The sequence below is a fragment of the Micromonospora sp. NPDC049903 genome (genome assembly GCF_044460945.1).
In the GTDB taxonomy this organism is placed as follows: domain Bacteria; phylum Actinomycetota; class Actinomycetes; order Mycobacteriales; family Micromonosporaceae; genus Micromonospora.
Window position 1 is genome coordinate 140,771 of record NZ_JBITKL010000002.1, and the last position, 20,202, is coordinate 160,972.

Sequence of the window (20,202 nt, forward strand, 5' to 3'; positions counted from 1 at the left end):
TACACCCCTCAGCTGACCGGGCCGCCGAAGGCCTCGATGCGGTCTCCCTCAGCCAGCTTCACCATCGCCCGCTTGGTGTCCTTGCGCTTGCCGAACCCGGTACGGGTCCGCTTGCGCTTGCCCTCGCGGTTGAGCGTGTTGACCGTCAGGACGCGGACGTTGAAGATCTGCTCGATGGCGATCTTGATCGCGGTCTTGTTCGCGTCCGGGTGCACCAGGAAGGTGTACCAGTTCCGGTTCAGCTCGCTGTAGCTCTTCTCCGAGACGACCGGCGCCACGATGATGTCGCGCGGGTCGGCGATCGTGCTCACTTGCCACCCTCCTCGGTGGTCTCGGCGGGAACGCCCAGGAACTCGTCCAGGGCCTCCTTGGTGAAGACCACGTCGTCGGCCACCAGCACGTCGTACGTGTTGAGCTGGCCGGCCTCGATCAGGTGCACCCGCGGCTCGTTGCGCAGCGACACCCAGTTCAGCTCGTCGCTGCTGCTCAGCACGACCAGCACCCGACGGGCCTCGCTCAGCTTCGCGAGCGTGGCCAGCGCGGCCTTGGTCGACGGCTTCTCACCCGAGACGAACGCCTCGACGACGTGCACCTGCCCGGCGCGCGCCCGGTCGGAGAGGGCGCCACGCAGCGCGGCGGCCTTCATCTTCTTGGGGGTGCGCTGGCTGTAGTCGCGCGGCACCGGGCCGTGCACCACGCCACCGCCGGCGAACTGCGGCGCGCGGATCGAACCCTGCCGGGCCCGACCGGTGCCCTTCTGCTTGTACGGCTTCTTGCCGCCGCCGGCGACCTCGCCGCGGGTCTTGGTCTTGTGGGTGCCCTGCCGGGCCGCCGCCAGCTGCGCCACCACGACCTGGTGCATCAGCGGGACGTTGGCCTGCACATCGAAGATGTCGGCGGGCAGCTCGACCGAGCCGCTCTTGGTGCCTTCGGAGGTCAGGACGTCAACGGTGGTCACTTGGCCACACCGCCCTTCTTCGCCTTGGTCTTGGCCGCGGTGCGGACCAGGACCAGCGCGCCCTTCGGGCCGGGGATGGCGCCGCGGACGAGCAGGAGGTTGTTCTCGGTGTCGACCGCCTGAACGGTCAGATTCTGCACGGTGTAGCGCACGCCACCCATGCGGCCGGCCATCCGGGTGCCCTTGAAGACGCGACCCGGGGTGGCGCAGGCCCCGATGGAGCCCGGGGAGCGGTGCTTGCGCTCGACACCGTGGCTGGCGCGCAGGCCGTGGAAGCCGTGCCGCTTCATCGGGCCGGCGTAGCCCTTGCCCTTGGTCTTGCCGGTGACGTCGATCGAGACGCCGACCGGGAACTCCTCGACCGTGACCTCCTGGCCGAGCGAGTAGTCGCCGGCGTCGGCGGTGCGCAGCTCGACGATGTGCCGGCGCGGCGCCACGTCGGCCTTGGCGTAGTGCCCACGCAGCGGCTTCTTGGCCTTGCGCGGGTCGATCGTCCCGTACGCCAGCTGGACCGCGGAGTAACCGTCCTTGTCGGCGTCACGAACCTGGGTGATGACGCAGGGGCCGGCCTGAACCACGGTCACCGGGACAACCTTGTTGTTGTCCCAGACCTGGGTCATGCCGAGCTTTGCGCCCAGGATCCCCTTAACTTGCCTGTCCATGTGTCCGGTCCCTACAGCTTGATCTCGATGTCGACGCCAGCCGGCAGGTCGAGGCGCATGAGCGAGTCGACCGTCTTCGGGGTCGGGTCGATGATGTCGATCAGCCGCTTGTGCGTACGCATCTCGAAGTGCTCGCGCGAGTCCTTGTACTTGTGCGGCGAGCGGATGACGCAGAAACGGTTGATCTCCGTGGGCAGCGGCACCGGGCCAGCGACCTGCGCCCCGGTACGCGTCACCGTCTCGACGATCTTCCGAGCCGAGGAGTCGACGACCTCGTGGTCATAGGCCTTGAGCCGGATGCGGATCTTCTGTCCCGCCATGGTGGCTTCTGTTCCTTCTCTCGATGCCGCTGTGTTGCGGGTGCCTGTACCGGCTGGTACAGGCCCTCTTCGCCCACCCCCGCGGTCGGGCGTGTCGCGCCCTGTGGCCAGGCTCCGCCCCGAGATTCCGGAGCGATCCTGACCGCGGTGGGTCCAGGCGCCGATCGCGCTACCGCGACCTGAACGCCGCGCGAGGGTGGTTGGCGGCCGGGCCGCCAACCACCCCACGCCCGACTGTTCTGCCTACCCGGAGGTTCGGCGTGAGCCGAACACAGGCAGCGAACTGTCGTTACGCAACCTGACTAGTATGCCGCACGACCGGCGGCGGGTCTAATCGGGGTTACCCAGCTCACTTGATGATCTTGGTGACGCGACCCGCGCCGACCGTACGGCCACCCTCCCGGATCGCGAACTTGAGGTTGTCCTCCATCGCGATGGGCTGGATCAGCTTCACGGTCATCGTGGTGTTGTCGCCAGGCATGACCATCTCGGTGCCCTCGGGGAGGGTGACGACACCGGTGACATCCGTGGTCCGGAAGTAGAACTGCGGACGGTAGTTCTGGAAGAACGGGGTGTGCCGGCCACCCTCCTCCTTGGAGAGGATGTAGACGGTCGCCTCGAACTCCGTGTGCGGGGTGCTGCTGCCCGGCTTGACGACCACCATGCCGCGCTCGACGTCCTCGCGCTTGGTGCCCCGCAGCAACAGACCGACGTTCTCGCCTGCGCGGGCGTCGTCCAGGGTCTTCCGGAACATCTCGATCGCGGTGACCTTGGTCTTGAAGCCCTTCTCGCGGATGCCGACGACCTCGACGTCCTCGTTCGGGAGCAGCACGCCACGCTCGACACGACCGGTGACCACGGTACCCCGACCGGTGATGGTGAAGACGTCCTCGACGGGCATGAGGAACGGCTTCTCGGTCTCGCGCTCCGGCTGCGGGATCGCGGTGTCGACCGCGCTCATCAGCTCGAGCAGCTTCTCGGTCCAGACCGGGTCGCCCTCGAGGGCCTTCAGCGCGGAGACCTGGACGACCGGCAGGTCGTCACCCGGGTACTCCTGAGCCGAGAGCAGCTCGCGGACCTCGAGCTCGACGAGCTCCAGGAGCTCCTCGTCGTCGACCATGTCGCTCTTGTTCAGCGCCACGACGATGTACGGCACGCCGACCTGGCGGGCCAGCAGCACGTGCTCGCGGGTCTGCGGCATCGGGCCGTCGGTCGCCGCGACCACCAGGATCGCGCCGTCCATCTGGGCGGCACCGGTGATCATGTTCTTGATGTAGTCGGCGTGACCGGGGCAGTCGACGTGCGCGTAGTGCCGCGCCTCGGTCTGGTACTCGACGTGCGCGATCGAGATCGTGATGCCGCGGGCCTTCTCCTCCGGCGCCTTGTCGATCTCGTCGAACGGCGTGTACGGGTTCAGGTCCGGGTACTGGTCGTGCAGGACCTTGGTGATGGCCGCCGTCAGCGTCGTCTTACCGTGGTCGATGTGACCAATGGTGCCGATGTTGACGTGCGGCTTAGTCCGCTCGAACTTCGCCTTCGCCACTGGTGTCCTCCTGTGGACTTCTTGGTTCGTTCGCCCCGGTGCGCCAGGTCGGCGCTTAGGACTCTGTCGACAGCCTTTCCGACCTGACGGCCGGAGAGCTTTGTGGGTTCTGCGGCGATGAAGCCTACAGGCCCGGAATTCACACAATCCGACCGAGGTGGTCGCAGTCGGGGAATCCTCCCGCGACCACCTCGGATCAGCTCAGGTGAGTGTCACTCACCCGTCGCCTTGGCGATGATCTCCTTGGCGACCGAGGACGGGACCTCGGCGTAGGAGTCGAACTGCATGCTGTAGCTAGCCCGGCCCTGGGTCTTCGACCGCAGGTCGCCGACGTAGCCGAACATCTCCGACAACGGCACCAGAGCACGGACGACGCGGGCGCCACTGCGCTCCTCCATCGCCTGAATGATGCCGCGGCGGGAGTTGAGGTCGCCGATGACGTCACCCATGTTCTCCTCAGGAGTGGTGACCTCAACAGCCATCATCGGCTCGAGCAGTGCGGGGTCGGCCTTGCGGGCCGCGTCCTTCATCACCATCGAGCCGGCGATCTTGAATGCCATTTCCGACGAGTCGACCTCGTGGTACTGGCCGTCCAGCAGGGTGAGCTTGATGCCCACCAGCGGGAAGCCGGCGAGGATGCCGTACTGCATGGCGTCCTGCGCACCCGCGTCCACCGACGGGATGAACTCCCGGGGGATGCGGCCACCGGTCACGCCGTTGGCGAACTCGTAGGTCGGCGCGTCGTTGCCCAGCGGCAGCGGCTCCAGGCTGACGATCACCCGGGCGTACTGGCCGGAACCACCGGTCTGCTTCTTGTGGGTGTACTCGACCTTGTCCACCTTGCGGCGGATGGTCTCGCGGTACGCCACCTGCGGCTTACCGATGTTGGCCTCGACGTTGAACTCGCGGCGCATCCGGTCGACCAGGATGTCCAGGTGCAGCTCGCCCATGCCGGAGATGACCGTCTGACCGGTCTGGTCGTCCAGCTTGACGCGGAAGGTCGGGTCCTCCTCGGCCAGCCGCTGGATGGCGGTGCTGAGCTTCTCCTGGTCGGCCTTGGTCTTCGGCTCGATGGCGACCTCGATGACCGGCTCCGGGAAGGTCATCGACTCCAGGATGACCGGGTTCGCCGGGTCGCACAGGGTGTCGCCGGTGGTGGTCTGCTTGAGACCCTGCACCGCGATGATGTCGCCAGCCTGGGCCGAGCCGCGCTCTTCCCGCTTGTTGGCGTGCATCTGGTAGATCTTGCCGATCCGCTCCTTGCGGTCCTTGGTGGAGTTGACCACCTGGGAGCCGGACTCGAGCGTGCCGGAGTAGATCCGCACGTAGGTGAGCTTGCCGAGGTGCTTGTCCGTCTGGATCTTGAAGGCCAGACCGGAGAACGGCTCGGACACCGCCGGCTTACGCAGCAGCGGGGTCTCTCCGTCGGTGGCGGTGCCCTCGATCGCCGGGATGTCCAGCGGCGACGGCAGGTACGCGACGACCGCGTCCAGCATCGGCTGGATGCCCTTGTTCTTGAACGCGGTGCCGGTGAGGACCGGGTTGGCCTTGCCGCCGATGGTGGCCCGACGGATGGCGGCCTTGATCTCCTCGACGGAGATCTCCTCGCCCTCCAGGTACTTCTCCATCACCGAGTCGTCGACGTCGGCGAGGGTCTCCATCAGCTTCTCGCGCCACTCGGCGGCGGAGTCGGCGAGGTCGGCCGGGATCTCCTCGACCGCGTAGTCCTCACCCTTCTGGGTCTCGCCACGCCAGGTGAGGGCACGCATCTCGACCAGGTCGACCACGCCGATGAAGTCGCTCTCGGCGCCGATCGGGATCTGGAGCACCAGCGGGGTGGCGTTCAGCCGGTCGATCATCATCTGCACGCAGCGGAAGAAGTCCGCGCCGGTACGGTCCAGCTTGTTGACGAAACACATCCGGGGGACGTTGTACTTGTCCGCCTGACGCCAGACGTTCTCCGTCTGCGGCTCCACGCCGGCCACGCCGTCGTAGACCGCGACCGCACCGTCCAGGACACGCAGCGACCGCTCCACCTCGACCGTGAAGTCGACGTGGCCGGGCGTGTCGATGATCTGGATCGTGTGGCCCTTCCACTCGCACTTCGTGGCGGCGGAAGTGATGGTGATACCGCGTTCCTGCTCCTGCTCCATCCAGTCCATGACGGCAGCGCCCTCGTGGACCTCACCGATCTTGTACGTGATACCGGTGTAGAACAGGATTCGCTCGGTGGTAGTGGTCTTACCGGCATCGATGTGCGCCATGATGCCGATGTTGCGTACGTTGGCGAGCGCGTCTGCGGCGGCCACTTCAATCCCTACTTATCGTCGTCTCGACACAACTGGTGGCGGTCCCGGCACCGGGTGGGCACCGGGACCAAGCTGTTACCAGCGGTAGTGCGCGAAGGCCTTGTTGGACTCCGCCATCTTGTGCGTGTCCTCGCGCCGCTTGACGGCGGCACCGAGGCCGTTGCTCGCGTCCAGCAGCTCGTTCATCAGCCGCTCGACCATGGTCTTCTCGCGCCGGGCGCGGGAGTACGTGACCAGCCAGCGCAGGCCCAGCGTGGTCGCCCGGGCCGGACGGACCTCGACCGGCACCTGGTAGGTCGCGCCACCGACACGGCGGCTGCGGACTTCCAGAGTCGGCTTGACGTTGTCCATCGCGCGCTTGAGCGTGACGACCGGGTCGGTGCCGGACTTCTCCCGGCAGCCCTCCAGGGCCGCGTACACCACGCGCTCGGCGAGCTGGCGCTTGCCGCGCAGGAGGATCTTGTTCACCAGCTGGGTGACCAACGGCGAGTTGTACACCGGGTCAGCGACCAGCGGCTTCCGCGGAGCGGGTCCCTTACGCGGCATGTCAGCTCTTCTCCTTCTTCGCGCCGTAGCGGCTGCGCGCCTGCTTGCGGTTACGGACACCCTGGGTGTCCAGCGAACCGCGGACGATCTTGTAACGCACGCCGGGGAGGTCCTTCACCCGGCCGCCACGGACGAGCACGATCGAGTGCTCCTGCAGGTTGTGACCCACGCCCGGGATGTAGGCGGTCACCTCGATCTGGCTGCTGAGCTTCACACGAGCGACCTTGCGCAGCGCGGAGTTCGGCTTCTTGGGAGTGGTGGTGTACACGCGGGTGCACACGCCGCGCCGCTGAGGGGAACCCTTCAGCGCCGGGGTCTTGGTCTTACTCGTCTTGGCCTGGCGGCCCTTGCGGACCAGCTGCTGGATCGTGGGCACCGGGTTTCTCCGCTCCCTTCGGCCGCTCACGCGGCCGCGCTCGCTCGGTCGGCCTGATGACCGACCCTCCTACATTCCGACCAGGTCCGCCTCGCGGCGGTCCCGGCACCCGCGGTCGGGCGTGTCGCCCGAGCACGGTCCCGGTTCCGACGCTCACGCGATGGCTCCGGGTTTGTCACCGGCACGCGGATCTCCGCCGCCGGGTCTTCTGGCTCAGTCGTGCCGCTGTTCGGATGCCGGTATCACCGGATCCCGCGCACGCACGAGTTGCCCGGGCAAGCCCGGGCGCAAGGGGAAAGAGTACCTACCACAGCCGTGCAGGTCAAAACGGATGACCCGCCGGACTTCTCACTGCTCGCCGGCTGGGCTCGTCACGCCTCACGCCTGTGATGGGCACCTACGACGACAAGTGTACCGGCTCCGCCGGAAACCGGACCGGTAGCCCCTGGGCGGGACCGATCGGTATCCGGCGCCCGCTCGCTCGTTCCGATCCGACGACGTGGGCCGGATCTCAGGCCAGCGTCAGCAGCAGTGCCAGCCCCAGGCCCGACAGGCAGAGCAGGAGACCGGCACCACCGCAGCTGATCCCGGCGATCGCCACGCCACGGCCGGTGAACCGGACCGCCGGCGGAGCCGCCGGGCGGCGGATCTGCCGGAGGCCGAGCAGGCCGGCCACCACGGCACCGACACCGGTCAGGCTGCCCAGTACGGCAAAGGCACCGGCCGCCCAGGCTCCCCCACCCGTGCCGCCTCCGACCGCGCCGATGCAGATGGTGAGGAACGAGATCAGGATCGAGGTGATGCCGGCCACCAGCGAGCCGACCGCCAGCCCCGACGTGACCGGGGGGACGTCCAGGTGCACCGTCGCGAACGGGGTACCGGGCACCGACTCGACTCGCTTGGGCGGCCGGGGTCGGTCCTGCGGCGGCGGCACGGACGCCGGCGCACCCCAGCCCGTTCCAGGGCCGCCGGGAACGGGCGGCGCGCCGTATCCCGGGCCGGCCGGCGGCCCGGACGGCGGCGGGCCGTGGGGCGGCCCGAAGCCGGGAGGCGTTGCGGGCGGACCCGCCGACGGCCCGAACGGAACGGGCCCGAAGGGCGCACCGGACGAGGGACCACCCGGGGCCGAGCCGACGTCGACACCGAAGCCGGGCGAACCGGCCGACGAACCTCCCGGCGGCCAACCGGAGGCGGCGCCGCCGGCAGGCGGGCCGGGCGGACTCCCCGGAGCCGAACCGGGAGCAGCGCCGTACGTGGCAGCACCGGACGGTGGGCTTCCCGGCGGCGAACCGTACAGAGCACCGATGGCAGGCGGGCCGGACGGCGGACTCTCCGGCGATGGACCGGGGCCGACACCGCCAGGTGGCGAGCCCGGCGACACACCGAAGCCGGGCGGCGGACTCGACGGCGGGGCGTATGCCGACGCGTACCCGGACGGCGGGGGCGGCGCGGGAGGCTCCGGCGCGGGTCCGGACCGTAGCTGCTCCCCCGGTTGCTCCCCGACCGCGTCGTCCGGGCGCCCGGAAGTGGGCTGGGCGGACTCGCCGCCCTCGGGGCGCGCCGGTTCCGTCACGGGATCTCCTCCTCATCGGCCGCGTCCACCGCGGCGCGACGGACACCGTCAGGCTACCGTCGCGGGTCAGCCCACCGTGCCCGGCGCGATGCCCGCGACGACCCGGTCAGTCGACGGTGGGGGCGAAGTCCTGCCCGTAGGGTGCCTCGGCGAGCCGGACCACGCCGATCACCAGAAGCGCCACCACACTCACCGCGACCAGCGCCAGCCCCGTCCAGGCCAACCGTTCACCGCGACGCAGCCAGGCCGCGCCGGTCAGGAAACCACCCGAGGCGTACGCCTCCCGGCGCGCCTGCCGCGCCAGGTGCAGCGCGACCGTCGCGGGGATCACCCCGCCCAGCAGCAGGCCGGTCATCGCCCCCATCAGCCCGAGCGCGAACACCGCGCGGGCCTTGGTCGCCCGGACCGGATCGGGGTCGAGCGGATGACGTGGCGCCGACGCGGTCGGCGTCGGTCCGGGTGCGATCGTCATGAGCACATGATGCCTGCCCGGGTCTCGCCGTGCGGCGGAGCGGCGGGTACGGACACGAGGAGGCCCCCGGCAGATGCCGGGGGCCTCCCACGTCACACGGTCCTAGCGGTACGACCCGAAGTCGAAGTCGTCCAGCGGAACCGCCTGGCCACTGGCCGGCCCGAAACCGTAGTCGGTCTCCGGGTAGCCGGTCATCGAGTAGACCTTGGCCTTCGCCTCCTCGGTCGGCTCGACCCGGACGTTGCGGTACTTGCTGATGCCGGTACCGGCCGGGATGAGCTTACCGATGATCACGTTCTCCTTGAGACCGATCAGCGAGTCGCTGCGGGCGTGGATCGCCGCGTCGGTCAGCACCCGAGTGGTCTCCTGGAAGGAGGCCGCCGAGAGCCAGGAGTCGGTGGCCAGCGAGGCCTTGGTGATACCCATCAGCACCGGACGACCGGCTGCGGGCTCGCCGCCCTCGCCGACGAGCCGGCGGTTCTCCGACTCGAACAGCGCCCGGTCGACCAGCACACCCGGCAGGAACTCGGTCGAGCCGGAGTCGATGACCGTCACCCGCTTGAGCATCTGGCGAATGATGATCTCGATGTGCTTGTCGTGGATGAGCACACCCTGCGAGCGGTAGACCTCCTGGACCTCCTGGGTCAGGTGGACCTGGACCGCGCGCGGGCCGAGGATGCGCAGCAGCTCGTGCGGGTCGATGGTGCCCTCGGTGAGCTTCTCGCCGACCTCGACGTGGTCGCCGTCGTGCGCCCGCAGCCGGACCCGCTTCGAGATCTTGTCGTACACGATCTCGTCGCTGCCGTCGTCCGGGATCACGACGATCTTGCGCGACCGCTCGCCGTCCTCGATCCGGATCCGGCCGGGGGTGTCGGCGATCGGCGCCTTGCCCTTCGGGATCCGGGCCTCGAAGATCTCCTGGACACGCGGCAGACCCTGGGTGATGTCCTCACCCGCGACACCACCGGTGTGGAAGGTACGCATCGTCAGCTGCGTACCCGGCTCACCGATCGACTGGGCGGCGATGATGCCGACCGCCTCGCCGACGTCCACGATCTTGCCGGTCGGCAGCGAGCGCCCGTAGCACGCACCGCAGACGCCCAGCTTCGACTCGCAGGTGAGCACGCTGCGGACCCGGACACCGTCGACCCCGGCGGCGACGATCTTGTCGACCAGGATCGAGTTGATGTCCGCGCCGCGCTCGGCGACGACGGTGCCGTCCGGCCCCTTGATGTCGTCGGCGAGGGTACGGGCGTGCACGCTCGTCTCGGCGTGCTCGTGCACCACCAGCCGGCCGTCGAGGTGCTGACCGACCTGCATCGGGATGGCCCGGTCGGTGCCGCAGTCCTCCTCGCGGATGATGACGTCCTGCGAGACGTCCACCAGACGCCGGGTCAGGTAACCCGAGTCGGCGGTACGCAGGGCGGTGTCGGCGAGACCCTTACGGGCACCGTGCGTGGAGATGAAGTACTCCAGCACGGACAGACCCTCCCGGTAGCTGGCCTTGATCGGCCGCGGGATGATCTCGCCCTTGGGGTTGGCCACCAGACCACGGATCGCCGCGATCTGCCGGAGCTGGAGCAGGTTACCGCGAGCACCCGAGTTGATCATCTTCCACAGCGGGTTCTCCTGCGGCAGCGCGGTGTCCATCTCCTTGGCGACCTCGTTGGTCGCCTTGGTCCAGATCTCGATGAGCTCGCCGCGACGCTCCTCGGCGGTCATCAGACCACGCTGGTACTGCTTGTCGATCCGGTCGGCTTCCTTCTCGTACCGCTCCAGGATCTCCCGCTTGCGCGGCGGAGCGATGACGTCCTCCATGCCGATGGTCACGCCGGACCAGGTGGCCCAGTGGAAACCGGCCTCCTTGAGCCCGTCCAGGGTGGCAGCCAGGGCCACCTTCGGGAACCGCTCGGCGAGGTCGTTGACGATCGCGGAGAGCTGACCCTTGCGGATCTCGTAGTTCACGAACCGGTAGCCCTGCGGCAGGGTCTCGTTGAACAGCACCCGGCCGAGCGTGGTCTCCACGCTCAACGGCTCACCGGGAACCCAGCCCTCGGGCGCGGTCCACGGCTGCCCACCGGCGCCGTTGTCCACCTCGACCACGTCCCGCAGCCGGATCTTGACCGGTGCCTGCAGGTGCAGCTCGCCGTTGTCGTACGCCATCCGCGCCTCGGCGTCCGAGCTGAACGCCCGGCCCTCCCCGCGCTCACCGGTGGTGAGGTGGGTCAGGTGGTAGAGCCCGATGACCATGTCCTGGGTGGGCATGGTGACCGGCTTGCCGTCGGCCGGCTTGAGGATGTTGTTCGACGACAGCATCAGGATCCGCGCCTCGGCCTGGGCCTCGGCGGACAGCGGCACGTGCACCGCCATCTGGTCACCGTCGAAGTCGGCGTTGAACGCGGTGCAGACCAGCGGGTGGATCTGGATGGCCTTGCCCTCGACCAGCTGCGGCTCGAAGGCCTGGATGCCGAGTCGGTGCAGGGTGGGCGCCCGGTTGAGCAGCACCGGGTGCTCGCCGATGACCTCTTCCAGCACGTCCCACACGACCGGGCGCTGCCGCTCGACCATCCGCTTGGCGGACTTGATGTTCTGCGCGTGGTTGAGGTCGACCAGCCGCTTCATCACGAACGGCTTGAACAGCTCCAGCGCCATCTGCTTGGGCAGACCGCACTGGTGCAGCTTGAGCTTCGGGCCGACCACGATGACCGAACGGCCGGAGTAGTCGACGCGCTTGCCCAGCAGGTTCTGACGGAACCGACCCTGCTTGCCCTTGAGCATGTCGGACAGCGACTTCAGCGGACGGTTACCCGGGCCGGTGACCGGCCGGCCGCGGCGGCCGTTGTCGAACAGCGCGTCGACGGCCTCCTGCAGCATCCGCTTCTCGTTGTTGACGATGATCTCGGGCGCACCGAGGTCGATCAGCCGCTTGAGCCGGTTGTTCCGGTTGATCACGCGGCGGTACAGGTCGTTCAGGTCGCTGGTCGCGAAGCGGCCACCGTCGAGCTGCACCATCGGGCGCAGGTCCGGCGGGATGACCGGTACGCAGTCGAGCACCATGCCGAGCGGCGAGTTGCGGGTGTTCTGGAACGCCGCGACGACCTTGAGCCGCTTGAGCGCCCGGATCTTCCGCTGCCCCTTACCGGTGCGGATGGTCTCCCGCAGGTTCTCCGCCTCGGCCTCGAGGTCCATGTTCTGCACCAGGGCCTTGATCGCCTCGGCGCCCATGCCCCCGGTGAAGTACTCGCCGAACCGGTCGCGCAGCTCACGGTAGAGCAGCTCGTCGGTGACCAGCTGCTTCGAGTCCAGCTTGCGGAAGGTGTCCAGCACCTCGTCCAGGCGGTCGATCTCGCGCTGGGCCCGGTCGCGGATCTGGCGCATCTCGCGCTCTCCGCCCTCCTTGACCTTGCGCCGGACGTCCGCCTTCGCGCCCTCGGCCTCCAGCTCGGCCAGGTCGGCCTCGAGCTTGGCGGCCCGCTTCTCGATCTCCGAGTCGCGGCTGTTCTCCGACTGCCGCTTCTCGGCCAGGATCTCGTTCTCGATGGTCGAGAGGTCGCGGTGACGCGCTTCGGCGTCGACGCTCGTCACGACGTACGAGGCGAAGTAAATGATCTTCTCGAGGTCCTTCGGGGCGAGGTCCAGCAGGTAACCCAGCCGGCTCGGCACGCCCTTGAAGTACCAGATGTGGGTCACCGGCGCGGCGAGCTCGATGTGGCCCATCCGCTCACGGCGGACCTTCGAGCGGGTCACCTCGACGCCGCAGCGCTCACAGATGATGCCCTTGAACCGGACCCGCTTGTACTTGCCGCAGTAGCACTCCCAGTCCCGCTGCGGACCGAAGATCTTCTCGCAGAAGAGCCCGTCCTTCTCCGGCTTGAGGGTGCGGTAGTTGATCGTCTCGGGCTTCTTGACCTCGCCGTGCGACCACTGACGGATGTCGTCGGCGGTCGCCAGCCCAATTCGCAACTCGTCGAAAAAGTTGACGTCGAGCACGTTCAATTCCCTCACACGTCGCTTGTTGCGTTAGCAGCTGACCGGGTCTGGGCTCGGGGCGGGGCGACCTCCGCAGAGAACGCCCCGCCACCGAGGCCCAACGTCACACTTCCTCGACCGAGCTCGGCTCGCGCCGGGAAAGGTCGATACCCAGCTCCTCCGCGGCCCGGAAGACCTCGTCGTCGGTCTCGCGCATCTCCAGGGCCACGCCGTCGCTGGAGAGCACCTCGACGTTGAGGCACAGCGACTGCAGCTCCTTGAGCAGCACCTTGAACGACTCCGGGATGCCCGGCTCGGGGATGTTCTCGCCCTTGACGATCGCCTCGTAGACCTTGACCCGGCCCAGGACGTCGTCGGACTTGATCGTCAGCAGCTCCTGCAGGGCGTACGCGGCACCGTAGGCCTGCATCGCCCAGCACTCCATCTCACCGAAGCGCTGGCCACCGAACTGCGCCTTACCACCCAGCGGCTGCTGCGTGATCATCGAGTACGGACCGGTCGACCGTGCGTGGATCTTGTCGTCGACCAGGTGGTTGAGCTTCAGGATGTAGATGTAGCCGACCGCGATCGGGTCCGGCAGCGGCTCGCCGGAGCGACCGTCGAACAGCTGCGCCTTGCCGCTGGCGCCGATCAGCTGCTTGCCGTCCCGGTTGGGCAGGGTCGACGCGAGCAGACCGGAGATCTCCTCCTCGCGGGCACCGTCGAAGACCGGCGTGGCCACGTTGGTGTCCGGCTCGGACTCGTCCGCGCCGATCCCCTGGAGCTGACGCTTCCACTCCGCGTCGTCGCCGTCGACCTTCCAACCGGTCTTGGCCACCCAGCCCAGGTGGGTCTCGAGTACCTGGCCGATGTTCATCCGGCTCGGCACACCCAGCGGGTTGAGCACGATGTCGACCGGGGTGCCGTCCTCCAGGAACGGCATGTCCTCGACCGGCAGGATCTTGGAGATGACGCCCTTGTTGCCGTGCCGGCCGGCGAGCTTGTCGCCGTCCTGGATCTTCCGCTTCTGGGCGACGTAGACCCGGACCAGCTCGTTGACGCCCGGCGGCAACTCGTCGCCGTCCTCGCGGGAGAAGGTACGCACGCCGATGACCGTGCCGGTCTCACCGTGCGGCACCTTCAGCGAGGTGTCCCGGACCTCACGCGCCTTCTCACCGAAGATCGCGCGGAGCAGCCGCTCCTCCGGAGTCAGCTCGGTCTCGCCCTTCGGGGTGACCTTGCCGACCAGGATGTCGCCGGGGACGACCTCGGCACCGATCCGGATGATCCCGCGCTCGTCGAGGTCGGCGAGCATCTCCTCGCTGACGTTCGGGATGTCGCGGGTGATCTCCTCCGGGCCGAGCTTGGTGTCCCGCGCGTCGACCTCGTGCTCCTCGATGTGGATCGAGGTGAGCACGTCCTGCTGCACGAGGCGCTGCGACAGGATGATCGCGTCCTCGTAGTTGTGGCCCTCCCAGCACATGAACGCCACGAGCAGGTTGCGCCCGAGCGCCATCTCGCCCTCGTCGGTGCACGGCCCGTCGGCGACGACCTGGCCGGCCTCGACCCGGTCACCCTCGAAGACGACCGGCTTCTGGTTGACGCAGGAGCCGGCGTTGGAGCGGCGGAACTTGTGCAGGAGGTACGTCCGGCGGTGGCCGTCGTCCTGGTGGACGGTGATGTAGTCGGCGCACAGGTCCTCGACCACGCCACCGACCTCGGCCACCACCACGTCACCGGCGTCGACCGCGGCACGGTACTCCATGCCGGTGCCGACCAGCGGCGACTCCGCCTTGACCAGCGGGACCGCCTGACGCTGCATGTTGGCGCCCATCAGGGCCCGGTTCGCGTCGTCGTGCTCCAGGAACGGAATCATCGCGGTCGCGACCGAGGTCATCTGCCGCGGCGACACGTCCATGTAGTCCACCGCGCCCGGCGCGACGTCCTCGGTCTCGCCGCCCTTACGGCGGACCAGGACGCGGTCCTCGGCGAACGTGCCGTCGGCCCGCAGCGGCGCGTTGGCCTGCGCCTTGACGAACCGGTCCTCCTCGTCCGCGGTCAGGTAGTCGATCTGGTCGGTGACCCGACCGTCGACGACCTTCCGGTACGGCGTCTCGATGAAGCCGAACGGGTTGACCCGGGCGAAGGTGGACAGCGCGCCGATCAGACCGATGTTCGGGCCTTCCGGCGTCTCGATCGGGCACATCCGGCCGTAGTGGGACGGGTGCACGTCGCGGACCTCGAAGCCGGCCCGCTCCCGGGACAGACCACCCGGACCGAGCGCGCTCAGCCGGCGCCGGTGGGTCAGGCCCGCCAGCGGGTTGGTCTGGTCCATGAACTGGGACAGCTGCGAGGTGCCGAAGAACTCCCGGATCGCGGCGACCACCGGGCGGATGTTGATCAGGGTCTGCGGCGTGATCGCCTCGACGTCCTGAGTCGTCATCCGCTCGCGGACGACCCGCTCCATCCGGGACAGACCGACCCGAACCTGGTTCTGAATCAGCTCGCCCACGGTACGCAGGCGCCGGTTGCCGAAGTGGTCGATGTCGTCGGCCTCGTAGCCCTCCTCACCGGCGTGCAGCCGGCAGAGGTACTCCACGGTGGCGACGATGTCGTCCTCGGTCAGCGTGCCGGTGGTGATCGGCACGCTCACTTCGAGCTTCTTGTTGAACTTGTACCGACCGACCTTGGCGACGTCGTACCGCTTCGGGTTGAAGAAGAGGTTGTCGAGCAGGGTCTGGGCGTTCTCGCGGGTCGGCGGCTCGCCAGGGCGCAACTTCCGGTAGATGTCGAGTAGCGCCTCGTCCTGGCCGGCGATGTGGTCCTTCTCGAGCGTGGTCATCATCAGCTCGGACCAGCCGAACTTCTCGCGGATCCGCTCGGCCGACCATCCGACGGCCTTGAGCAGGACCGTGACGGCCTGCCGACGCTTACGGTCGATGCGTACGCCGACCGTGTCGCGCTTGTCGATGTCGAACTCCAGCCAGGCACCCCGGCTGGGGATGACCTTGACGCTGGAGAGGTCGCGGTCGGAGGTCTTGTCCGGCTGCTTGTCGAAGTAGACGCCCGGCGAGCGGACGAGCTGGCTGACCACGACGCGCTCGGTGCCGTTGATGATGAAGGTGCCCTTCGGCGTCATCATCGGGAAGTCACCCATGAACACCGTCTGGCTCTTGATCTCGCCGGTGGTGTTGTTGGTGAACTCCGCGGTCACGAAGAGCGGCGCGCAGTAGGTCAGGTCCTTCTCCTTGCACTCCTCGATCGAGGCCTTGACCTCGTCGAAGCGCGGTGCCGAGAAGGAAAGCGACATGGTGCCAGAAAAGTCCTCAATGGGACTGATCTCGTCGAGGATTTCCGCGAGACCCGAGCGTGCGTGCGGGTCGTCCGCCGACCGGCCCTGCCAACCCTCGTTGCCGACGAGCCAGTCGAAGGACTCGTTCTGAATGGCAAGGAGGTTGGGGACCTCGAGGTGTTCGGTGATCCGACCGAAGGAAACTCGGCGGGGAGCGAATGCGCTCGACGTACGACTGGTCTTCGCAGGGCGGGAAGCTGCCAAGATGCGTCCTTCCGAGGACCGGTGCTGCAGAACGGCTGGTACGCGTGCACTCCAATGACCCCACCAGAAAATATCCACAAACGGACATTTCCGAGCAGGGGTCAAGTCGGAAGGCAGCGCAAACTAGCAGTGTAGCCGAGAGGCTAACCGCTGTCCAGCCCACCCCGCAGGAAGTTGCGGAACGAGCCTCGGGACCCTGGAAACGGGTCACACCGGGCCGCTCGGAACGCAACGTCCCTGCCGGGCCGCCCAGATGTCTGCGGCGGTGGTGCTGCCGCTTCATACCCAGCCGGTGGCCGTCGCAAGCGCGGAAGGTCTTGCTGATGTCAGCGTGCCTGGGAGTCCATGGTCGCGTCAAGGCCCGGTGCCGCCATCCGACGGTCTTTCCCACCCACGGGCGAAACCACTGCCGTTCGGGCCCGCGCCCGCCGCGATGCGCACGCCCTGCTCATGACCGGTTCCGGGCAGTGAAACCACACAGCGGGCGCCGATCCGGGATCCGGATCGTCGCCCGCCGCGATGTGGGTGTGCCCCGGCTCACGTGAGCCGGGACGCCCGGGTGAGGCTCAGGTCACTTGAGGGTGACCTTGGCGCCCTCGCCCTCCAGCTTGGCCTTGGCCTTGTCGGCGGCCTCCTTGTTGACCTTCTCGAGGATCGCCTTCGGCGCGGCCTCGACCAGGTCCTTGGCCTCCTTGAGGCCCAGGCCGGTCAGCTCACGCACGACCTTGATGACCTGGATCTTCTTGCCACCGTCGGCGTCGAGGATGACGTCGAACTCGTCCTTCTCCGGCTCGGCCTCGGCGGCAGCGCCACCCTGGGCCGGGCCCGAAGCCACCGCGACCGGGGCGGCGGCGGTGACCTCGAAGGTCTCCTCGAACTGCTTCACGAACTCGGAGAGCTCGATCAGCGTCATCTCCTTGAACGCGTCGAGCAGCTCTTCGGTGCTGAGCTTCGCCATATCTGGCGTCCTTTCTGAATGGTTAACTAAGAACGTGGGTGCGCCGCGCGGCCTCAGGCCGCCTCGGCGCCCTCCTGCTCACGCTTCTTGTCCTGCAGGGCGGCCGCCAGACGGGCGGTCTTCGACAGCGGGGCCTGGAATAGGGCCGCGGCCTTGCTCAGGTTGCCCTTCATCGCGCCGGCCAGCTTGGCCAGCAGCACCTCGCGGGACTCCAGGTCGGCGAGCTTCGTGACCTCGGCCGCGGAAATGGCCTTGCCCTCGAAGACGCCGCCCTTGATGACGAGCTTCGGGTTGGACTTCGCGAAGTCGCGAAGTCCCTTCGCCGCCTCGACGACGTCGCCCGAAACGAAAGTCAGCGCGGTAGGACCGGTGAACAGCTCGTCGAGGCCGGAGATACCCGCGTCTGCCGCAGCACGCTTGGCCAGCGTGTTCTTGGCGACGGTGTAGGTGGTCTCCTTGCCGAGCGAGCGCCGCAGCTGGGTGAGCTGGGAAACCGTCAGACCGCGGTACTCGGTCAGCACGGTGGCACCCGCGCTGCGGAAGTTCTCCGTCAGCTCAGCAACGGCCGAGGCCTTGTCGGCCCGGATCGGCTTGTCCGCCATGTCCCTCCTCTCTCGTTACTCGAGGCTGGTCACCGTCGCAGACAGGCGCCTGTGACGGGGTCGGAGGCATCGCGGCAACAGAAAAGCCCCGGCGCAGGGCGCACGGGGCGAGGTCGGCGGAGGTCATCGCAGTCGGCGGACCACGGGGACTCTGCCAGTTATCGCTTGCCGCCCTACGCGGGTCGCCCGTCTTCGCGGACCTTCGACCGTGCCGGAGCACGGTGACCAGCGGTCTCTGGGTGGAACTTCGCGGCCTAGGCTACGCCCTACTCCCGGTAGCCGCCAAATCGCCCCGGAGTGCGCTCGGTCACCACCGACCGTGAACGTCAGGCACGTCGATGGCGGGCCCGACGACAACCGGCAGAAGCATGGCCGCCCAACCGAGCGCCCAGGCGGTCACCAGCACCCCGGTCGCCCACGACAGGGACCCGGCCAGTGCCCGCGCGGTGGTCAGCGACGGCGGGGCCAACCACCGGAGCGCCGGGTCGACGCGGCCGGACACCAGGGCGAGGACCACACCGAGGACGAGTACCGCGACGCCGTACCCGGCGCTGCGTGTGACCGCCCGGCCGGTGCGCCACGGCGGCCGGTAGGGCGTTCAGGTGCGCCCAGAGGCCGAGTGCCAGGCCGGCGACGATCGACCGGTCGTCCGGTCCGGTCGGCACAGCCCGGTGGCCTCCGCACCGGCCCACGGCCCCCCGGTCACCGTCTGAGCGTCGACGATCCACTGCCGGGCACCAGGCAGTCGGGCCGTCTCACCACGATGGTCGCCGACTTGCCTCGTCGGTCACGGCGAAGGGGCCCCGCCACGGTCGTGGCGGGGCCCCTTCGAGGCGTTCGTCGTGCTCAGCTGTCGGCCGAGCCATCCTGCAGGTTCTTCACCAGGTTCGGGTCGATCGGCACGCCCGGGCCCATGGTCGTGGTGAGGGTGACCTTCTTGAGGTACTTGCCCTTTGCCGCGGACGGCTTGGCCCGCAGCACCTCGTCCAGGACCGCCGCGTAGTTGTCCACCAGCTGGGTCTCGGAGAACGAGGCCTTGCCGATGATCAGGTGCAGGTTGGAGTGCTTGTCCACCCGGAAGGTGATCTTGCCGCCCTTGATGTCCGCGACCGCCTTGGTGACGTCCATGGTCACCGTGCCGGTCTTCGGGTTCGGCATCAGACCGCGCGGGCCCAGGATCCGCGCGATCCGGCCGATCTTGGCCATCTGGTCCGGCGTGGCGATCGCCGCGTCGAAGTCCAACCAACCGCCCTGGATCCGGGCGACCAGCTCGTCGGTACCCACCTCGTCGGCACCGGCGGCGACGGCCTCCTCGGCCTTCGCGCCGGCGGCGAAGACGATCACGCGGGCGGTCTTACCGGTGCCGTGCGGCAGGTTGACCGTGCCGCGGACCATCTGGTCCGCCTTGCGGGGGTCGACGCCGAGGCGCATGGCGACCTCGACCGTGGCGTCGAACTTGACGTTGGTCGTCTCCTTGGCCAGCTTCACGGCCTCGGCGGGGGTGTAGAGCTTGGACCGGTCGATGACCTCGGCGGCCTTGCGGTAGCTCTTGCTGCGCTGCATTTCTGTCTACTCCTGTGGTTTCTGGCGGGCCGCGGTGCTCGCGCGCCCTCCCACGATCCGTACGGGTCGCTGGTGACCGAGATCAGTCGGTGACGTTCAGGCCCATCGACCGGGCGGTGCCGGCGATGATCTTCTCAGCCTGGTCGAGGTCGTTGGCGTTGAGGTCGGCCATCTTCTTCTCGGCGATCTCACGCAGCTGGGCGCGGGTCACCGAGCCGACCTTCTGGGTGTGCGGAACGCCCGAGCCCTTCGCCACACCAGCGGCCTTGATCAGCAGCCGGGCGGCGGGCGGGGTCTTCAGCACGAAGGTGAAGGACCGGTCCTCGTACACGCTGATCTCGGCGGGGACGACATCGCCCCGCTGCGACTCGGTCTGCGCGTTGTAGGACTTGCAGAACTCCATGATGTTCACGCCGTGCTGACCGAGCGCGGGGCCCACCGGCGGCGCCGGGGTGGCCTGGCCCGCCGGCAGCTGAAGCGTGAACGTCTTGACGAGCTTCTTCTTCGGAGGCATGTCTCTTCCTGGGGCTTGGAACTGGGAAATGTTCGCACCGACGTCGCCGTCGGGCGCGCACGGTCAGCGCGTGTGGGACGGCGGCGACGTTCTAGGGTAGCGCAGGCCGGAATCCGCCCGCTCACAGAGGTTGCCCCGACGGGGGCGAGCCGGACCAGATGGGCGACGACGAGCGTGGGGGGGGGGGGGGGGGGGGGGGGGGGGGGGGGGGGGGGGGCGCGGGGCGGGGGGGGGGGGTGGGGGGGGGGGGGGGGGGGGGCGGGGCGCCGGCGCGGGGCGGC

17 protein-coding genes are annotated in these 20,202 nt (G+C 68.5%); all 17 read right to left on the bottom strand.

Going from position 1 to position 20,202, the window contains the following annotated elements:
- Positions 1-8 precede the first annotated feature (8 nt).
- The 17 genes from rplW to rplK all read right to left on the bottom strand — a co-directional run bounded on the left by rplW (position 9) and on the right by rplK (position 19,921).
- The gene (gene rplW, locus ACIBO1_RS05415; protein ID WP_093403611.1) at positions 9-311 is read right to left on the bottom strand and encodes a 50S ribosomal protein L23; all 303 of its coding nucleotides are present in this window, start codon (positions 309-311) and stop codon (positions 9-11) included.
- A complete protein-coding gene (gene rplD / locus ACIBO1_RS05420) occupies positions 308-958 on the bottom strand; it encodes a 50S ribosomal protein L4 (protein ID WP_396741697.1) in 651 nt (216 codons plus the stop codon). Before rplD ends, rplW begins: the two co-directional genes overlap by 4 nt.
- The gene (gene rplC, locus ACIBO1_RS05425; RefSeq protein WP_350692884.1) at positions 955-1,620 is read right to left on the bottom strand and encodes a 50S ribosomal protein L3; all 666 of its coding nucleotides are present in this window, start codon (positions 1,618-1,620) and stop codon (positions 955-957) included. Before rplC ends, rplD begins: the two co-directional genes overlap by 4 nt.
- An 11-nt stretch (positions 1,621-1,631) precedes the next feature.
- Positions 1,632-1,940 carry a 30S ribosomal protein S10 gene (gene rpsJ, locus ACIBO1_RS05430; protein WP_007073037.1) on the bottom strand — a complete coding sequence of 103 codons (309 nt, stop codon included), beginning with the start codon at positions 1,938-1,940 and terminating at the stop codon, positions 1,632-1,634.
- Between the two features lie 349 nt (positions 1,941-2,289).
- A complete protein-coding gene (gene tuf / locus ACIBO1_RS05435; protein WP_117226257.1) occupies positions 2,290-3,483 on the bottom strand; it encodes an elongation factor Tu in 1,194 nt (397 codons plus the stop codon).
- A gap of 212 nt (positions 3,484-3,695) precedes the next feature.
- A complete protein-coding gene (fusA, locus tag ACIBO1_RS05440; RefSeq protein WP_396741700.1) occupies positions 3,696-5,792 on the bottom strand; it encodes an elongation factor G in 2,097 nt (698 codons plus the stop codon).
- A gap of 75 nt (positions 5,793-5,867) precedes the next feature.
- On the bottom strand, positions 5,868-6,338 hold the full coding sequence (rpsG, locus tag ACIBO1_RS05445) for a 30S ribosomal protein S7 (protein WP_350692887.1): 471 nt from the start codon (positions 6,336-6,338) through the stop codon (positions 5,868-5,870).
- A gap of 1 nt (position 6,339) precedes the next feature.
- The gene (gene rpsL, locus ACIBO1_RS05450; protein WP_014440718.1) at positions 6,340-6,714 is read right to left on the bottom strand and encodes a 30S ribosomal protein S12; all 375 of its coding nucleotides are present in this window, start codon (positions 6,712-6,714) and stop codon (positions 6,340-6,342) included.
- Positions 6,715-7,225: 511 nt separating this feature from the next.
- Positions 7,226-7,600, bottom strand: a complete 375-nt coding sequence (locus ACIBO1_RS05455; protein WP_396741702.1) for a hypothetical protein — start codon at positions 7,598-7,600, stop codon at positions 7,226-7,228.
- A gap of 793 nt (positions 7,601-8,393) precedes the next feature.
- Positions 8,394-8,759 carry a hypothetical protein gene (locus tag ACIBO1_RS05460; protein ID WP_396741704.1) on the bottom strand — a complete coding sequence of 122 codons (366 nt, stop codon included), beginning with the start codon at positions 8,757-8,759 and terminating at the stop codon, positions 8,394-8,396.
- 102 nt (positions 8,760-8,861) lie between these two features.
- The gene (locus ACIBO1_RS05465; RefSeq protein WP_396742445.1) at positions 8,862-12,749 is read right to left on the bottom strand and encodes a DNA-directed RNA polymerase subunit beta'; all 3,888 of its coding nucleotides are present in this window, start codon (positions 12,747-12,749) and stop codon (positions 8,862-8,864) included.
- A 103-nt stretch (positions 12,750-12,852) separates the two neighbouring features.
- Positions 12,853-16,284: a DNA-directed RNA polymerase subunit beta gene (locus ACIBO1_RS05470; protein ID WP_350692891.1), complete on the bottom strand. Its 3,432-nt coding sequence runs from the start codon at positions 16,282-16,284 to the stop codon at positions 12,853-12,855.
- 571 nt (positions 16,285-16,855) lie between these two features.
- On the bottom strand, positions 16,856-17,242 hold the full coding sequence (rplL, locus tag ACIBO1_RS05475; protein ID WP_350692893.1) for a 50S ribosomal protein L7/L12: 387 nt from the start codon (positions 17,240-17,242) through the stop codon (positions 16,856-16,858).
- A gap of 53 nt (positions 17,243-17,295) precedes the next feature.
- The gene (gene rplJ, locus ACIBO1_RS05480; RefSeq protein WP_131054310.1) at positions 17,296-17,844 is read right to left on the bottom strand and encodes a 50S ribosomal protein L10; all 549 of its coding nucleotides are present in this window, start codon (positions 17,842-17,844) and stop codon (positions 17,296-17,298) included.
- A 307-nt stretch (positions 17,845-18,151) separates the two neighbouring features.
- Positions 18,152-18,361, bottom strand: coding sequence for a hypothetical protein (locus ACIBO1_RS05485; RefSeq protein WP_396741707.1), 210 nt, complete (start codon positions 18,359-18,361; stop codon positions 18,152-18,154).
- 329 nt (positions 18,362-18,690) lie between these two features.
- Positions 18,691-19,407 carry a 50S ribosomal protein L1 gene (rplA, locus tag ACIBO1_RS05490; protein WP_396741709.1) on the bottom strand — a complete coding sequence of 239 codons (717 nt, stop codon included), beginning with the start codon at positions 19,405-19,407 and terminating at the stop codon, positions 18,691-18,693.
- An 82-nt stretch (positions 19,408-19,489) separates the two neighbouring features.
- Complete coding sequence (gene rplK, locus ACIBO1_RS05495) at positions 19,490-19,921, bottom strand: 50S ribosomal protein L11 (protein WP_131052802.1); 432 nt, start codon at positions 19,919-19,921, stop codon at positions 19,490-19,492.
- Between the last annotated feature and the right edge of the window lie 281 nt (positions 19,922-20,202).

Excerpts from the sequence above, each read along its gene's own strand:
- rplC (WP_350692884.1), bottom strand. The coding sequence starts at position 1,620 with ATGGACAGGCAAGTTAAGGGGATCCTGGGCGCAAAGCTCGGCATGACC.
- rpsJ (WP_007073037.1), bottom strand. The coding sequence starts at position 1,940 with ATGGCGGGACAGAAGATCCGCATCCGGCTCAAGGCCTATGACCACGAG.
- rpsG (WP_350692887.1), bottom strand. The coding sequence starts at position 6,338 with ATGCCGCGTAAGGGACCCGCTCCGCGGAAGCCGCTGGTCGCTGACCCG.
- ACIBO1_RS05460 (WP_396741704.1), bottom strand. The coding sequence starts at position 8,759 with ATGACGATCGCACCCGGACCGACGCCGACCGCGTCGGCGCCACGTCAT.
- rplL (WP_350692893.1), bottom strand. The coding sequence starts at position 17,242 with ATGGCGAAGCTCAGCACCGAAGAGCTGCTCGACGCGTTCAAGGAGATG.
- rplJ (WP_131054310.1), bottom strand. The coding sequence starts at position 17,844 with ATGGCGGACAAGCCGATCCGGGCCGACAAGGCCTCGGCCGTTGCTGAG.
- rplA (WP_396741709.1), bottom strand. The coding sequence starts at position 19,407 with ATGCAGCGCAGCAAGAGCTACCGCAAGGCCGCCGAGGTCATCGACCGG.
- rplK (WP_131052802.1), bottom strand. The coding sequence starts at position 19,921 with ATGCCTCCGAAGAAGAAGCTCGTCAAGACGTTCACGCTTCAGCTGCCG.